This window comes from Paenibacillus sp. FSL H8-0537 (genome assembly GCF_038051995.1).
GTDB lineage: Bacteria > Bacillota > Bacilli > Paenibacillales > Paenibacillaceae > Pristimantibacillus.
The window spans coordinates 4,625,628-4,640,799 of the sequence record NZ_CP150290.1 but is presented as its reverse complement, the minus strand read 5'-3'; the positions used below and the strand labels follow the sequence as shown (position 1 = coordinate 4,640,799).

The 15,172-nt window shown below is 48.8% G+C and carries 12 protein-coding genes; 4 read left to right on the top strand and 8 right to left on the bottom strand.

Annotated features, from left to right (window positions below; all coding sequences use genetic code 11):
• Positions 1-77: 77 nt before the first annotated feature.
• The 4 genes from MHB80_RS19555 to MHB80_RS19540 all read right to left on the bottom strand — a co-directional run bounded on the left by MHB80_RS19555 (position 78) and on the right by MHB80_RS19540 (position 5,087).
• Positions 78-1,523 carry a PTS mannitol transporter subunit IICBA gene (locus MHB80_RS19555; RefSeq protein ID WP_341278533.1) on the bottom strand — a complete coding sequence of 482 codons (1,446 nt, stop codon included), beginning with the start codon at positions 1,521-1,523 and terminating at the stop codon, positions 78-80.
• A 429-nt stretch (positions 1,524-1,952) separates the two neighbouring features.
• Complete coding sequence (locus tag MHB80_RS19550) at positions 1,953-3,623, bottom strand: CotH kinase family protein (protein WP_341278532.1); 1,671 nt, start codon at positions 3,621-3,623, stop codon at positions 1,953-1,955.
• An 18-nt stretch (positions 3,624-3,641) separates the two neighbouring features.
• Positions 3,642-4,370 carry a DUF4956 domain-containing protein gene (locus tag MHB80_RS19545; protein ID WP_341278531.1) on the bottom strand — a complete coding sequence of 243 codons (729 nt, stop codon included), beginning with the start codon at positions 4,368-4,370 and terminating at the stop codon, positions 3,642-3,644.
• 3 nt (positions 4,371-4,373) lie between these two features.
• Positions 4,374-5,087 (bottom strand): polyphosphate polymerase domain-containing protein, encoded by a 714-nt coding sequence (locus tag MHB80_RS19540; RefSeq protein WP_341278530.1) that lies wholly within the window; start codon positions 5,085-5,087, stop codon positions 4,374-4,376.
• 233 nt (positions 5,088-5,320) lie between these two features.
• Here MHB80_RS19540 and MHB80_RS19535 point away from each other — a divergent pair, with 233 nt between their 5' ends.
• Entirely contained in the window at positions 5,321-6,586 is a 1,266-nt protein-coding gene (locus MHB80_RS19535; RefSeq protein ID WP_341278529.1) for a metallophosphoesterase family protein, read from the top strand.
• Between the two features lie 70 nt (positions 6,587-6,656).
• On the opposite strand, the gene MHB80_RS19530 is transcribed toward MHB80_RS19535, so the two are convergent.
• Complete coding sequence (locus tag MHB80_RS19530; protein WP_341278528.1) at positions 6,657-8,159, bottom strand: ATP-binding protein; 1,503 nt, start codon at positions 8,157-8,159, stop codon at positions 6,657-6,659.
• On the bottom strand, positions 8,156-8,839 hold the full coding sequence (locus tag MHB80_RS19525) for a response regulator transcription factor (protein WP_341278527.1): 684 nt from the start codon (positions 8,837-8,839) through the stop codon (positions 8,156-8,158). Before MHB80_RS19525 ends, MHB80_RS19530 begins: the two co-directional genes overlap by 4 nt.
• A gap of 180 nt (positions 8,840-9,019) precedes the next feature.
• Here MHB80_RS19525 and MHB80_RS19520 point away from each other — a divergent pair, with 180 nt between their 5' ends.
• Complete coding sequence (locus tag MHB80_RS19520) at positions 9,020-11,359, top strand: glycosyltransferase family 39 protein (RefSeq protein WP_341278526.1); 2,340 nt, start codon at positions 9,020-9,022, stop codon at positions 11,357-11,359.
• A 121-nt stretch (positions 11,360-11,480) separates the two neighbouring features.
• Here the strand turns inward: MHB80_RS19520 and MHB80_RS19515 are convergent, their stop codons facing one another.
• The gene (locus MHB80_RS19515) at positions 11,481-12,344 is read right to left on the bottom strand and encodes a VOC family protein (protein ID WP_341278525.1); all 864 of its coding nucleotides are present in this window, start codon (positions 12,342-12,344) and stop codon (positions 11,481-11,483) included.
• A 279-nt stretch (positions 12,345-12,623) separates the two neighbouring features.
• Between MHB80_RS19515 and MHB80_RS19510 the strand changes: the two genes are divergently transcribed.
• Positions 12,624-12,788, top strand: coding sequence for a hypothetical protein (locus MHB80_RS19510; RefSeq protein ID WP_341278524.1), 165 nt, complete (start codon positions 12,624-12,626; stop codon positions 12,786-12,788).
• 273 nt (positions 12,789-13,061) lie between these two features.
• Here MHB80_RS19510 and MHB80_RS19505 read toward each other — a convergent pair whose 3' ends face one another.
• Positions 13,062-13,838: a Cof-type HAD-IIB family hydrolase gene (locus tag MHB80_RS19505; RefSeq protein WP_341278523.1), complete on the bottom strand. Its 777-nt coding sequence runs from the start codon at positions 13,836-13,838 to the stop codon at positions 13,062-13,064.
• Positions 13,839-14,073: 235 nt separating this feature from the next.
• Here MHB80_RS19505 and MHB80_RS19500 point away from each other — a divergent pair, with 235 nt between their 5' ends.
• A complete protein-coding gene (locus MHB80_RS19500) occupies positions 14,074-15,003 on the top strand; it encodes a manganese-dependent inorganic pyrophosphatase (RefSeq protein WP_341278522.1) in 930 nt (309 codons plus the stop codon).
• Positions 15,004-15,172 lie beyond the last annotated feature (169 nt).

Sequence of the window (15,172 nt, the reverse complement as noted above, 5' to 3'; positions counted from 1 at the left end):
ATCATCCTTATCCGGGAAATGGACTTAACGCCGACATTAAATGTCAGCGTTAAGCGCAAAGTCTAGACTTGCTTCGTTTAACTTAATCTTTTGATTAAAGCATCATACTCGGGGCTCTTCAAGAAATCTTCAATGGAGATGTGCTCAGCTCCAGGAACTTTAAGGCGCGCCCGTTCAGTCAGCGATTTATGGGTAATGACGATATCCGCATCAGACGGTAGATCATTGATCGCTGTGTTGGTCACCTGTACAGGGAGGCCAGCAGCTTTGACTTTCTTTTTCATAATGGAAGCGCCCATTGCACTAGAGCCCATTCCAGCGTCGCAGGCAAAAATAATTTTGTTTACTTCGTCTTTCGATCTCACCGTATTAGCAGCTGCGGAAGCCGTGCCAGCTTGAGTGCCAGCTGTTTCAGCGCCTTTAGAAGAGGCCTTCATATCTTGCATTTTATTCGTTGCTTCCTCAATATCGCCCTGCGTGTTTTTGCTTGTTTTCAGCAGAAGCGCGCCGATTACGAACGATACCGCCGCCGCAACGACAACGCCGCTAATCATGGCGAAGTAGCCATCTTTAGGCACTAGCGCAAAATAAGCGAGAATACTTCCAGGCGAAGGAGCGGCTGTAAGACCAGCGCCCAGCAGGGAGAAGGTGAATGTGCCAGCCATGCCGCCGCCGATTACCGCAAGGATAAGGCGCGGATTCATCAGGACGTATGGGAAATAAATTTCGTGAATACCGCCGAAAAATTGAATGATGATCGCACCAGGAGCAGAGCCTTTCGCTGCGCCTTTGCCAAACAGCCAATAAGCGAGCAAAATACCAAGGCCGGGACCTGGATTCGACTCCAGCATGAACATAATGGATTTGCCAGTAGCAAGCGATTGCTCAAGCCCGATTGGACTTAAAATACCGTGGTTGATCGCATTGTTCAGGAACAAAATTTTACCCGGCTCAATTAAAATGTTCGCCAGCGGCAATAGCCCGTGGTTGATGAGAAATTCAACGCCAGAAGAAATCATGTTGCTGAATGAAGTAACGAGGGGGCCAACACCTTTGTATGCTCCAATAGAGAGCGCAGCGCCAATGATTCCGGAAGAAAAGTTGTTAATAAGCATTTCAAAGCCAGATGGGATTTTGCCTTCCAGCGCTTGGTCAAATTTTTTCAATATCCATGCGGCCAGCGGACCTACGATCATGGCTCCGAGGAACATGGTAATGTCCGATCCGAGAATAACGCCCATTGTAACCATTGCCCCGATGACGCCGCCACGGGTGCCGTGAACCATTTTACCACCTGTATAACCGATCAGGAGCGGAAGCAAATAAGTAATGGTTGGGCCAACAAGCGTTGCCAAATCTTCATTTGGAAACCAGCCGGTAGGAATGAACAGGGTTGTAATAATCCCCCAGGCAATAAATGCACCGATATTCGGCATAACCATTCCACTTAGGAATCGGCCGAATTTTTGCACCCCTACCTTTACGCCGCCGGATGACGATGGTTGTACTTCTTGACTACTCATGACATGACTCCTCCTCAATGAATTGCGAAGCAATAACAGCTTCGATAAGCGCGGGTATATGAATGAGCGAAGCGATCATCACGCGCAACAAGTTTTCACCGTTTTTCATACAGCTATTAACAAACGGGAATATAATCATGTTAATGGATAGCGTTTACAGTCGCAATGAAAGGAAAAGAAGAAAGCGTCATGAGCGATGTTGACAGTATTTATATTGGCAGAAATAAAGGGGGAATATGCTAATAATCAGCTATTGAATGCTAAATATTTATCTGAAAAGCGAACGTTTAGCAGCTTGGGATTCCAAAAGGTACGGGGATATTGAATGCATCAAATAACGGTTTGTACAAAAAAACAGCGACAGTACAGGACTGGAAATTAGCCCTATACTGCCGCTATGTTGTTTTATGGCGATTCACAAAAAGCTGCTTACAGCCTTCTGCGGTTGTAGAATAAAACGAAAACACCCGACAAGATCAAAATGATTAAGGCGATGCCTGCAGTAATAGCTTCCGAAATGCTGCCCTGGGGCTGGGCATTTTGACCGCCGAAGCCCATGCCATTTGGTGGCATCATACCGCCAAAATCCATGCCATTCGGTGGCGCCATCATGCCGCCTTGTCCACCGGGAGCGCCGCCGGGAAAGCCACCACCACCGAAGCCCTGACCGCCCGCCGCGTTAGCACCATCAGCTGGAGGATTGCCGCCTGCTGCATTAGCACTGTCATTTGGAGCATTGCCCCCCGCTGCATTAGCCCCGTCATTTGGAGCGCCGTCTCCACCAGGGAAACCGCCGCCCATACCGCCCATGCCCTCTTCAAAGCCGTTGCTGCCGCTTCCGGAGCCATCGCCAGAGGAGGGGATTATACCGTTGAGCTGCTGCGTGACGCTTGCTACCTGCGTGCTTGCAAAGGAAAGCACCGTCGTAATGCCTTGCTCATACTCTTCATAAGAATAGAAGGAGGAAGGGTCCGCTTTTACATAAGGAGAAATAAGCTCGGATATTTCTTTAACACGGGCAGCAAGGGTATCGTCTGCCAAATATCCTTCAATCATTTCTTTTATAATCGCGTGGTATTGCTCCTTGTATTCATCTACTGCCAGCAATTTTGCGACGAGAGGCCGTTCCGCCAGTTTGCCTGACGTCGGTTCATCAATGAGTACGCCTGCGCCTCCAAAGCCGCCGAAGGACATATTGTAATCCCATGGCAAAATCGAGAACAGACCATCATCCTCATATAAATAGTAGTTATGCTTTGTCATCGACAAGTAGCTGTCCATATTGCCCGCGACTGTGTTCAAGGCGATAAACTTCAGCACTTCCTGTACATCCAAAACGCTGTCATAGTCCGTTCCATTATTTAATTCATCGAGCATTTTCATCAAAATATCATCATTGGACGAAGCCGATTTACGATCAAGCCCCGTATATGATTTTAACGTACCCAGCCAGTTCAGCTCGCTGCCGGTTCCGCCGTTTGCCTTATAAAGCGCACCGTAGCTGTTGCCAAAGTTACGCTCCAAATATTCCTCGCCAATTTGCTCAACGGCTAAGTAAAAGCCCCAAAACTCGCCATTTACATACACATTCACATAGGAATATTTAGGGGTTGGCAAGCCCATCGCTTCAGCAAGCTCATAGGTAAGGAACTCACGCAAATAGGAGGCGTCGCTGTAATTGTTGTTTAGATTGATTTTGCTAACGCCTTCAATCGTCTGATTAACATATTCGTCGAATGAGAGCTTTAAGCTGTAGCGGTCCGAATCTTTATTATTGACGACGCTGATCAAGCTTAGATTGCCCTTCGTGCGTAAGCCGACATTATTGAAAACTTGGCCGTTGTAATCGACGGTCGCTTCCTTAAATTCCTCGGAGCTGGCATTGTCCAGCATATTTTGAAAATCATCTTTGTCCACTGTAATTTTTACGTCAATAACCTTGTCCTTGGGAAATACCGTCTCATCCAGCGTCTGCTCCCCATCAGAAACAACACTTGCTTCCGTTGTAGTAGAGCCTGTACCATTGGTACAGGCTGTAAGGGTGAGAAGCAGAAGGAGGAAGCACAGACTTAGAAGCAAGGTTGAAGCTTTTGCCTTCATGCCGGAAACCTCCTTATATTAAGATACATAATCCCCGCTGTAGCTGATCAAGACGGCATTTTTGACACCTTCAAGCTCGGAAAGCTGGTTAACAAACGCGCCTTCCTGATCACGCAGCCTAATTTCGATCGTCATTTCCACATTGCCGCGCGTAACGGTTTTTTGCTTCACATTGTAACGCTTGACGAGCTTGTTTAGACGGCCGTGAATTTCCTTCTCAGTCGTTTCATTGTCACAGTTGACGACAAGCAGGTACGGCTGCTCAACCGAGCCGCCTTTGACGAAGAAGAAGAGCACGAGACCGACAATGACAGAGCCTATAGCAGCGAGCGTATAGAAGCCTGCACCCGAGACGATACCGGCAACGGCTGCCCAGAACAGGAAGATCAGGTCGGTTGGATCTTTAATTGGCGTTCTAAAGCGGACGATGGATAATGCGCCGACCATACCGAGCGAGAGCACCAGATTGGAGTTGATCGCTATAATGACCATAGCTGTAACCATCGTCATGCCGATGAGCGAGACGTTGAAGCTTTTGGAATAAAGCACGCCGCTGAATATTCGTTTGTACAGCGTATAAATGAAGAAACCAATCAGAAAAGCTACGCCCATTGTAATGAGTATTTTTGAAATGCTAATATCGGAGGTAAAGTTGCTCATCACCGAGTTTTTAATAATATCGGAAAAAGAGGTTGCCGTTTCCGCTGCTTCTGTCGTTGCTGCTGCTGCCGTAGTCGTTGTCTCCATTGTTTAAAAATCCTCCCAAGTGTTGAATTTAAGATATTTGCGGCAAATTACGTATTTGGATGCCGAGGTGCGGTTCAGCCCTTCGAGCTGAAGCGCGATTTTTATAGAGGCCGGAATGTATTCATCGAATTTCACTTCAAGAATCATCCGGTTATCTTCCAGGGCAATGACGGGATCAAGATTCGGGTCAAAAATGTCCAGCGCATGCAGGCCTGTTCGCAAATCTTTGTCGAATGTAATCCGCACATTGCCATTTTCGTAAACGTAAGGCTCGCGCACATAATCCACGATCACCTTCGGACGAAGCAGCCGGTACTTCATCTCATTGTAAATTTCCATAAGCAGCGGCTTATCGGGCCGATTGAACACCTCGTAGTCGCCAGCCATCATCTGGTCATACATAGCGCGCGTAAGTGGCTCCTTGACTTTGGCAATGTAATCCTTGAATTTGATTTTTTTCTCAAAATGGATGACCTTGTCCTGCGTATTGTAAATGCGAATCCGATATTTGCTTCGATCACGTATGCCGCCAAGCTTCTCATGCAGCGCTTTATTGTTCACATCGTCGAAATACAAGCTTCGAATGTGGTATTCGCCTGTATCGCCGACATTTGCGTCCTGCTGCATCATATTTTTGAGCCGCTGCCGAATAATGAAATATTGATGCTGGTTGATAATAAATTTCAGCTCATGCCGGAACTTCAAATTTTGCTGCATATTACTCCCTCCTTCTCTCTATCAATCGTTTAGCTGTCATCATGTCTTGGCTAAGCTGTTTGTAAAGCAATTGTAAATTCAGATACTGATGTGTTAATGAGTGCCCGCTGAAAGATTGCTGAATGTCAGCTGAAAGATTGCTGAATGCCAGGTGAAACGTTTGACGCGCCTTGTGCGGGAGCGTTATCGTAAAAGGCAGCATGGGTACGAACTTCATGGGGAAGGAGATTGTGATGAAAAAGGAATGGATATGGATGATTGCCCTTTGCCTCTTGCTCCTGCTCGTTGTTGCAGGAATAGAGTGGCTGAAATCAGATGGGAACACAGATAAGGCTGCTGGTAAGCCTTATGCGGTCGTTACGACCTTTAAGGAGGATGCGGCAACGAGCCGCGCATTCACTTGGTTCACTGATAATCCGCAGTCAGGAACGGTGGTGGAATGGATGGAAGGAATGGATGCGGGAATGTTGTCTGGCGAGGGCGAGGGGATACAGGTCAGTCGTATCGAGGGGAAGACAACAACGCTGAATACGGGCAATGGCGTAATAAGAGGGGTGCATAAGCTGGAGCTGACGGGGCTGTCGCCTGGCACAGCCTATACGTACCGTGTGGGCGATGGCAGCGAGAATGGCTGGAGTGAAGCGTTCCATTTTATGACGGAGGCGCAGGATGCAGATCATTTCACTTTTATTAATGTGACGGATTCGCAAGGCATAACGGAGCAGGATTTCGAGCTGTGGGGAAATACGCTGGATCAGGCGTTTAAGACCTTCCCTGGTGCGCAGTTTATTGTGCATAACGGCGATTTGACGGAAAATCCGGATGATGAAATCGCATGGCAAAACTTTTTTGGCAAGGCGCAGCAGTGGGTAACACGCTTTCCGTTAATGCCAGTTACAGGAAATCACGACGAGGTTGATGGCAACGCGGATGAATTTGTATCCCATTTCAATTTGCCAGAGAGTGGGGCGGACGGCTCGATCGCTGGAACGACGTATTCGTACGACTATGGCCCGGCGCACTTCATCATGCTGAACACGGAATCAAACAAAAAGGAGCAGACGAAGTGGCTGGAACAGGATTTGGCAGCTACAGATAAACGCTGGATTATCGTATCGGTGCATCGTGGTCCTTATGCCGGTAATCAATACGAGAAAATCGATGATTGGGTTAAGCTGTTTGACAAATATGGAGTTGATCTCGTGCTTCAGGGGCACAATCATGAATATGCAAGATCATATCCACTGAAGGATGGAAAGGTGACAGGGGATGGAGAGGGTGTCATCAGCACTTCAAGCGGCACCGTCTATGTCGTGACTAACGCGGCGGGGCAGAAGTTTAATGAGAAGAAAGAGGATCAATTTTATCATAAGGTTCATTTTCAAAATCATAAGCAACTGTTTGCCGGCATTACCATCGAAGGAGATAAGCTGACATACGAGGCTTATGATGTGGAAGGCAACAAGCTGGATACGTTCGTGCTGCAAAGTGAAAAATAAAACAGGGTGTCCCGGAGGCCAGTTCATGGCTGTGTGGGGCACCCTGTTTGCATATGCGCTCTTAAGCAAGCTAAGCATCCTCTAACGGCAGCTTGACGGTGAAAGTACTTCCCTCGCCGACAATGCTGGCCGCCTCAATCGTGCCGCCGTGCGCCTCAACGATGGACTGCGTTATCGATAGTCCAAGGCCTGCTCCGCCGCTCAAGCGGGTGCGTGAAAATTCACTGCGATAAAAACGCTCAAACAAATGGGGGAGATGCTCCGGCTTAATGCCCGTTCCATTATCGGTAATGGAGATGGCGGCATAGGCTCCGGCTTTAGCGAGCTTTAGCGATATTTTTCCCAGATCGGCATCGGTATGCTGGACAGCATTTGAAAATAAATTAAGCATCACCTGTTTTAGCTGATCGGGATTGCAGCGTCCGCATATGCTTACAGAAGCATCAATTCGCACCTCTCGCTCTCCGCCCAAAATATGCAGCTGCGGCTCCAACTCATGAATGAGTTTGCCAATGCTCGTATCCACTTTAACGAGCTCCGGCGCCTGATCAAGCTTGGCTAGCAGCAGCAAATCCTCGACGAGCTTGTTGATACGCGTCGATTCCAGCTTCATGCTCGTTAAGGCGTGGTGCAGCTGTTCAGGATTTGTAGCGGCACCGCGCAGCAGCACCTCCAGAAACCCATGGATAGAAGTGAGTGGTGTCCGCAGCTCATGCGAAGCGTCGGCAACAAAGCGCCGCATCCGCTCCGTCGTTTGCCGCTCCGTCTCGAAGGAGCTTTCCAGCCGGCCGAGCATGCCGTTGAATGCTTCCGAGAGCAGATCGATTTCCTGCTGACCTTGCGATATAGGAAGCCGTTCTGTGAGATTGACGGCATCGGTGCGCTGGGCTGCTTTCACGATACGCGACAGAGGTGAAAGCGTCTTGCGCAGTATCGGCAAATACAGTGATAGGCCTCCTGCCAAGGCAAGAATAGACAGCCCAGCGAAAATCGCGAGCTGATACGCAAGTACCGTTTGCAGCAAGTCCGTGTCGTTGCCCGCTTGAAAGAGTCCGTCAGGAGAATCTGGCGGTCCAGCCAGCCGAAAGACGACAAGCTGCTGTGCCCCTTCGCTGTTGCTGAGCAGCCGATAGCTGACCTCGCGATGTTTTTTCAAATCATTTAAAATTTTCATATATTCTTCTTGGCTCAGCTCTGGAGTCCAAGTTTCACTGCTAATCGTCAGTACCGTCCGTTTTCCTGTATTGCTAACATAGGCAAGAGATAACCTTGGCTGAGTAATGATAGGCATATTGCTTGGGTCCTCCGGCGATGCTGCATCACCTTTATAGGGTGATTTTTTTTGGTAAGCGCGTATGTTGTCCATATACCACAGGGGAGGCATCGCCTGTATTTGCGCTTCCAATGCCTCAGCGCGATTATTATAAATAAAATCCTTCATAAAAACGTATTGCAGCGTTCCAATTAACAGAAGCAGCCCTGCCAGTACGAACAGCGAGCGGCTGAGCAGTTGGTAGCGAAGCGATTCGGGCTTTAAGAGACGAAGCAGCAGCGGAGCTTTTCGGCCCATCATGGAAAATCCATGCGATAGCCAGAGCCGCGTAGTGTACGAATAAGTCTGTGCTCTTTGTCCTGCAGCTTCTCACGCAGCGAACGGATGTACACCTCCACAATGTTTTCCTCGCCGCGAAAATGATAACCCCATACTTTGTCCAAAATAAGCGCCTTGCTCAGTACAATGCCGTTATTCATCACAATATATTTCAGCAGCTCATATTCGGTAGGCGAAAGCTCCAGCATTTTATCCATGTAGGACAGCTCCTTGCGCAGATCGTCGATGCAAAACGGACCGTATACAACTTCCCCGAGCAAATTCGGAAACTGATTGCGAAGCCTCGCCTGAATGCGGGCAAGCAATTCCTCAAAGCTGAACGGCTTTATGATATAATCGTCAGCGCCAATGTTCAGCCCCTTCACGCGATCCTGCGTTTCGTCCTTGGCAGTCAGCATAATAATGGCGATATTATCGCCCGTTGCCTTAAGTGCCTGGCATACTTCAAAGCCATTCATGCCCGGCATCATCACATCCAAAATGACAACATGCGGTTTGAAGTCGCTAGCGACTATGATCGCTTCCTCGCCATTGCTGGCTGTCCTAATATCCGCGCCTTCATTCAGCAAGCCAAGCTCCAAAAACTGCACAATATGCGGCTCGTCATCAACAAGCAGCAGCTTAATTCCTTTAACCGACATTTTATCATCTCCAGTTTTGCAAACGCATGCTTCTTTCATTATTATCTGTTTCGCTGAAAGTTTCATCTGATTTTTATGGTTTTAAGCAAATTTTCAGCTTTGCTTCATTCGGGTTTCAGGGAAAAGGCGCACAATCTCACATAGTGAAGCAAGAGACGGAAGTGAAAGGGCGGCTGAACGATGGCACCAATAAAAAAACAGCGATTAGATGCAATATTAATGATAGGTATCCTCGTTTCGGCATTTTTGAATGGATTTTTAATTTGGACAGATGACCATGTCAATACGTATTACACGACTGCGGTCGCCAGCATGCTGCAAAGCTTCCACAATTTTTTCTTTGCAACGGTCGATTCTGGCGGCTTCGTAACCGTTGACAAGCCGCCGGTAACGTTCTGGATACAGACGGCTTTTGCCTATGTGCTGGGCCTGCATGGCTGGAGCGTGATTTTGCCCCAAGCGTTAGCGGGTATGGGCTCGACGATTTTGCTGTATGTGCTGCTCAAACCGTCCTTTGGACTTGCGGCGGCGCGCATTGGAGCTGCGGCGATGGCAACGATGCCGGTTGCGGTTGCAGTGAGCCGGACGAATAATATCGACAGCATGCTCGTGTTTACGCTGCTGCTTGCGGTTTGGCTGTTATTTCGCGGAACGAAGCAGGGCAAGGCGCTTTGGCTGATTGGCGCTTTTGCCGTCATAGGCGTCAGCTTTAATATGAAAATGATGGAGGCCTACATGGTGCTTCCGGCGTTTTATTTATTTGCTTTAATGGCGTGGAAGGGCAAGTGGTTTAAGAAAATCAGCCTGCTGGCAGGAGCGACCGCTATTATGCTGGTTGTTTCCTTGTCCTGGGCGGTGACAGTTGATTCTATATCGACAGATAATCGGCCCTATGTGGGCAGCAGCCAGACAAACTCCGTGTTGGAGCTGGCATTCGGATATAACGGGCTTTCAAGGCTGACCGGAAATCGCGGAGGCAGTACCGGCTCGATGATGGGGCCGCAGCAGCTTCCAGCGATTGGAAACACAGCCTTTGCCCAGACGAATGTGGTCAATAGCTGGTTCAGCGGCGATGTGCCAGGCGGCAACCGCAGCATTGCAGCTGTAGAGCAGGATGGGCAGGGGCTGGATGGTGATGCTGGCGGCCATCGCGATGGAAACAGTCAGGGCGCGGACCGCAATAATGGCGGAGGAGCCGGAGGAGGCGCTGGAGCTGGTGGCTTTAACGGTTGGCCTGGCATCGGTATGGACGGCATGAGCACTCGCGGCGGCTTTGTAGGCGGTGGATCAGGCGGCATGTTTGGAACAGGTACGGCAGGGCCGCTTCGATTGTTCCAAGCGGAGCTGTCGGGTCAAGCGAGTTGGTTCCTGCCTTTTGTATTTGTCGCCTGCGTGGGCATGCTGGCGAGCATTCGCAGACGCAACTTGACGATGAAGCATAAGGAAACGTTATTTTGGCTGGCGTGGCTGCTGCCGGTTATGGCGTTTTTCAGCGTCGCCGGCTTTTTCCATCCCTATTATTTAATTATGATGGGACCTCCAATTGCCGCGCTGCTTGGAGCAGGCTGGGGTGAGCTGTGGGGCCAATATCGCAGCAGAGCTGGCTGGCCAGGCTGGCTGCTGCCACTCGGAATTGCCACAACAGCTGGGTTTGAATGGTATATTATGCAGCCATTTGACGCTACAATTGGCAGCGGGTGGTCGCTTGCCGTGCTAATTGGCGGATTGGCAGCAAGCCTGCTGCTTATTGCATGGCGGCTAAAGAAGCAGAAGCAAGCGAAGTCATTTATCCGAAATAGCAGTAAAGGTAGTGAAGGCATAGAAGGCTATGAAGCAGAGGCGAATGCTGGTGCAGATACCGAGCCGTATGGGCAAGGTGGATATTTGAAAGCCGGCGCTTGCGTTCAAAACGGAGTACATGTGGTGAGCCGCCGCAAAGTCTGGCAGCAGCCTGCCGTGAATCTGATTGCGCTGCTCGGGCTGCTTGTTCTTTTCATTGGTCCAGCTTACTGGGCGGCGACACCTATCGTATACGGCCAGAGCAGCCAGCTGCCAGAGGCAGGACCTGATCAGACGAATGCCTCTTCTCGCGATGAGCCGCTTAATGAAGCAGCGCTTGTTTTTTTGAAGGCGCACCATACAGGCGAGAAGTACCTGTTTGCGACGAACAGCTATTCGACCGCAGCGCCATATATCATTGATTCCGGTGAAAATGTGATTATACTCGGCGGTTATTCCGGTTCCGATCCCGTCCTGTCGGTAGACCGGCTGAAGGCGCTCGTGGCCGCTGGGGAGCTGAAATATTTCCTTGTTTCACAAGGGGGCCGTGGAGGCGGCAATAATAATGAGCTGACGAAGTGGATTACTTCGTATGGTCAGCAGGTCGCAGCCAGCGAATGGCTAACGACAAGTGGAAACAGCAATGCGGAAGACAGCAGCTACCGAGGCATCGGCGGAGGCGGCAGCAATATAACTATATATGAGGTGACGCCGCAAGCTGCGTTGTTGAGCGGCAGCTAAAAAGTGCGGTTCTTTAATGGAACTGGAGCAAATCTTTCAGTAAAAAATGCATAAAAGCCGCGCAAAACCACATGCCAGTGGTTTTGCGCGGCTTTTGCTGTAGCTGCTGCTTGCTGGTTTATTATTTTGCTACTGCAAGCTCAATCCGAATGCTGGAAGGATCGGTTGCAAAAATAACGCCATCTGACTCGTCAAGAGCTGCTCCCGCCTCACGCAGCCTGCTTATGGCTGTATCCCTTTCCGCAAGATTCGGATAGATGATGGTGAAGTAGTCCAGCCCGGTACTGCTGGCGGCAGGTGCAGGAGCGCCAATGCCAGCCCAAATGTTAAGCCCGATATGATGGTGATAGCCTCCAGCTGAGACGAACAATGCTTTGAAATCGGTGTAGTCGCCTACGATATCAAAGCCAAGCAGCCCATTGTAAAAGGCGCGGGCAGCCGGAATGCCATTAATATGAAGATGAATATGGCCGATTATTGTGCCAGCCGGCAGCAGTGTGGCGGCAGCCGGATCAGCAGCGGCAAGGAGGCCGTCCCAATCGATGGGATTGCTCGCCATAATGTAATCGCCGTTCTCTTCTTTTTTCCACTCCGAGCGCGGCCTGTCCGCATAAATTTCAATGCCATTGTTGTCAGGGTCTGTAATATACAGCGCTTCACTGACCAGATGATCGGCTTGGCCGATGTGAATGCCGGAGGCGATTAATCTGGCAAGTGCGGCGCCAAGCGCCTCGCGATTAGGCAGCAGCAGAGCGTAGTGGTATAGGCCGGTCGTTGTTCTGCGCTCAGAGACGATGGCATTCGGAATTTCCTCCAGCTCAATGAGTACATTGACGCCATCAGCCGTAAGGCTGGCTGTACTGCCTTGGCGCTCCAATACCTGCAAGCCAACGACCTCCTGATAAAATGGCAGCGAACGCTCCATATCGCTAATGTTAAGCTTTACTTTTCCGAGTACGGTATCGGTATTTATACTGTAGGTCATTTATAATTCCTCCTGTGCTAAGTTGATTACTATTTGTAACTAACTATATTTTATGAACTAACTTTTGTCAAGTTTAAAATCCAGCTTGCAGCTTATTGACAAATATGACGTATTCGTGACTAATTGTTGGTTAACTGTGGTTCTTATGTCATATATATGTTAGAGTATTGATAAGAGCTCTTGAATAAAGAGGGCTTAATAATTAAGAGGAGGAAGTAAGCATGGCAACATGGCTTGGCTTAGAGCTTCATAAAACGCATACGGGAGGCGAAGTTTATTATGAACCTTAGTGGTGGAGATCAGAGAAGAACACGTTCCAGCGATCCTTTTTTGTACTTGTTTTTTAAATGGATTTCTTTAACCTCATCGGCGGTTATTGTGCTGCTGTCCTTGTGGTGGCTCATTCAATTTTTGTTTCAAAGCACCGTCGTAGAAGAGCAATAAGTGGGACAAAGGCCAGTACGTTTTGCCAGGCTGACCTGCGTGAGCATGTCTAACATTAGGAAAGTAATTGGCTGAACGTAAACGGCGGCTAATTTCAAATATATGAAAAGAGGTACAGCTAACGCTTCGAACCGTTAGCTGTACCTCTTTATTTTTTAAAATATAGGAAAGTATAGCATGACGCGATACCTTCACTATCTTTCTCGGAATGAAACGCGCCGCGCTGCCAAAGGACAGAGAGACGTTTCACCTTGTTGAGATCGTTATGGAGTACTACTTCAACAAGCCGGCGTGACGCAAGCCACCCCGAATGCCATTTTCACTAACATGGGTCGTTACGTAATCGGCGAATGGCAGCAGCTCCGGATGGGAGTTGCCCATGGCAATGCCCAGTCCAACGATTTCGAGCATTTCCTTGTCATTAAGTCCGTCACCGAAGGCAAGTGCTTCCTCCGCCGTCAGTCCCAAATGCTTCAGCAGCGCGGCAATGCCAAGCGCCTTGGAGCCATCATTCGTAAGCACGTCCATTGCAAACGGGTGCCAGCGAATATAGCGCAAGCCCGGGATGACGTCTGTATAAAGATGCTCGTCCTGCGGCTCACAGTGCAGGAAGATTTGATAAATGTCTGCTTTTTCCCAAAAGCTTGGATCAAAGCCCGGCTGTGCCACGCGCAGCGACGTTACGGAGTCGAACACCTGCGGATGCGCCTTCGCATTGGAGAAAAACGCGTCATGGCCTTCAAAGACGAGCGAATGGTTATGAAGTCCGGCATGCTCAACAAGCGCCTTGACATCTGTGCGCGGAATAGGATTATGGTATACGGGAATACCGTTGTAAACGACATAAGCTCCGTTAAGGCTGACGAAGGAGTTGATCGCAAGCTTCTCGGCAATATCCTTGAAAAAATAAGGCGCGCGTCCCGTCGCAATGACAGCCTCGACGCCCTGCTCCTGAATTTCACGAATCGCATCAATCGTATCTTGGGGAATTTGTTTATCTTCATCTAATAATGTGCCATCAATATCAAAAAAAGCAATTTTATAACTCATTTTTGTAGGTCTCCTGTTCTATCTGGATGATGTAGTTACTTGGAAGCCGAATGTTCTATACCCCTTATACCATTCGCTTCCGCCTTTAAGCAAGCTTATTTGAGAATTGTTTGCAAAAATCTCTGTAAGGGCATAGGAGTATACTTCATTATATTATATAATCAAATGTGGGAAAAACTTATTGGGAAATGCGGGCAGCCGCAATCCCAAATACAAGAACTAAGGAGACAGTAAAATGGCAAAAACATTTATTTTCGGGCATAAAAATCCGGATACGGATACAATCTGTTCTGCGATCGCATATGCTGATTTGAAGGCTAAGCTGGGCTTTGAGGTTGAAGCCGTTCGTCTGGGTGAAGTTAGTGGTGAAACGCAATACGCGCTGACCCATTTCAAAGTAGAAGCTCCTCGTCTTGTAGAAACGGTAGCTAATGAAGTAGAGACGGTTATTCTCGTTGACCACAATGAGCGTCAGCAAAGCGCGGCAGATATCGATCAGGTTCGCGTGCTGGAAGTTATTGACCACCACCGTATTGCGAATTTTGAGACAAGCCACCCACTATACTATCGCGCTGAGCCTGTAGGCTGCACAGCTACGATTTTGAATAAATTGTATAAAGAAAACGGCGTAGCTATTGAGCCGCAAATTGCGGGTCTGATGCTGTCCGCTATCATTTCCGATTCCTTGCTGTTCAAATCGCCAACCTGCACAGAGCAGGATGTAGCGGCTGCTAAGGAGCTTGCAGCTATTGCGGGCGTTGATACAGAAGCATACGGCCTGGAAATGCTGAAAGCAGGAGCAGACGTACGCGATAAATCGATTGCTCAGCTGCTTTCGCTTGATGCGAAAGAATTCCAAATGGGCGGCAGCAAAGTAGAAATCGCGCAAGTAAACGCGGTTGACACCAACGATGTACTGGTTCGCCAAGCGGATCTAGAAACAGCGATTAACGCTATCGTTTCAGAAAAAGGCTTGGATCTGTTCCTGTTCGTCGTAACGGACATTTTGAACAGCGATTCCGTAGCGCTTGCTATCGGCAGCGCAGCAGGCGCAGTTGAGAAAGCCTATAATGTCAAGCTGGCTGACAACAAAGCTGTTCTGAAGGGCGTAGTGTCCCGCAAATCGCAAATTGTCCCTGTATTGACAGATACGCTTAGCAAATAAGTGTGAATGAAAGGACGCCGTCCACTTCATCAGGCTGGTGCTGGAGAAGAGGGCGGCATTTTTTTATTTGGAGGAGCACTGGAAATACAATCATAAGCAAAAACGTCCTGAACGGGTTGGCGTTCGGGACGTTTTTATATTTAAGGGTATGATTGCAGAGCTTAATAGA

Coding starts and splice junctions, on each gene's coding strand:
- MHB80_RS19555 (WP_341278533.1), bottom strand. CDS start 1,523: ATGAGTAGTCAAGAAGTACAACCATCGTCATCCGGCGGCGTAAAGGTA.
- MHB80_RS19550 (WP_341278532.1), bottom strand. CDS start 3,623: ATGAAGGCAAAAGCTTCAACCTTGCTTCTAAGTCTGTGCTTCCTCCTT.
- MHB80_RS19545 (WP_341278531.1), bottom strand. CDS start 4,370: ATGGAGACAACGACTACGGCAGCAGCAGCAACGACAGAAGCAGCGGAA.
- MHB80_RS19540 (WP_341278530.1), bottom strand. CDS start 5,087: ATGCAGCAAAATTTGAAGTTCCGGCATGAGCTGAAATTTATTATCAAC.
- MHB80_RS19535 (WP_341278529.1), top strand. CDS start 5,321: ATGAAAAAGGAATGGATATGGATGATTGCCCTTTGCCTCTTGCTCCTG.
- MHB80_RS19530 (WP_341278528.1), bottom strand. CDS start 8,159: ATGATGGGCCGAAAAGCTCCGCTGCTGCTTCGTCTCTTAAAGCCCGAA.
- MHB80_RS19525 (WP_341278527.1), bottom strand. CDS start 8,839: ATGTCGGTTAAAGGAATTAAGCTGCTGCTTGTTGATGACGAGCCGCAT.
- MHB80_RS19520 (WP_341278526.1), top strand. CDS start 9,020: ATGGCACCAATAAAAAAACAGCGATTAGATGCAATATTAATGATAGGT.
- MHB80_RS19515 (WP_341278525.1), bottom strand. CDS start 12,344: ATGACCTACAGTATAAATACCGATACCGTACTCGGAAAAGTAAAGCTT.
- MHB80_RS19510 (WP_341278524.1), top strand. CDS start 12,624: ATGAACCTTAGTGGTGGAGATCAGAGAAGAACACGTTCCAGCGATCCT.
- MHB80_RS19505 (WP_341278523.1), bottom strand. CDS start 13,838: ATGAGTTATAAAATTGCTTTTTTTGATATTGATGGCACATTATTAGAT.
- MHB80_RS19500 (WP_341278522.1), top strand. CDS start 14,074: ATGGCAAAAACATTTATTTTCGGGCATAAAAATCCGGATACGGATACA.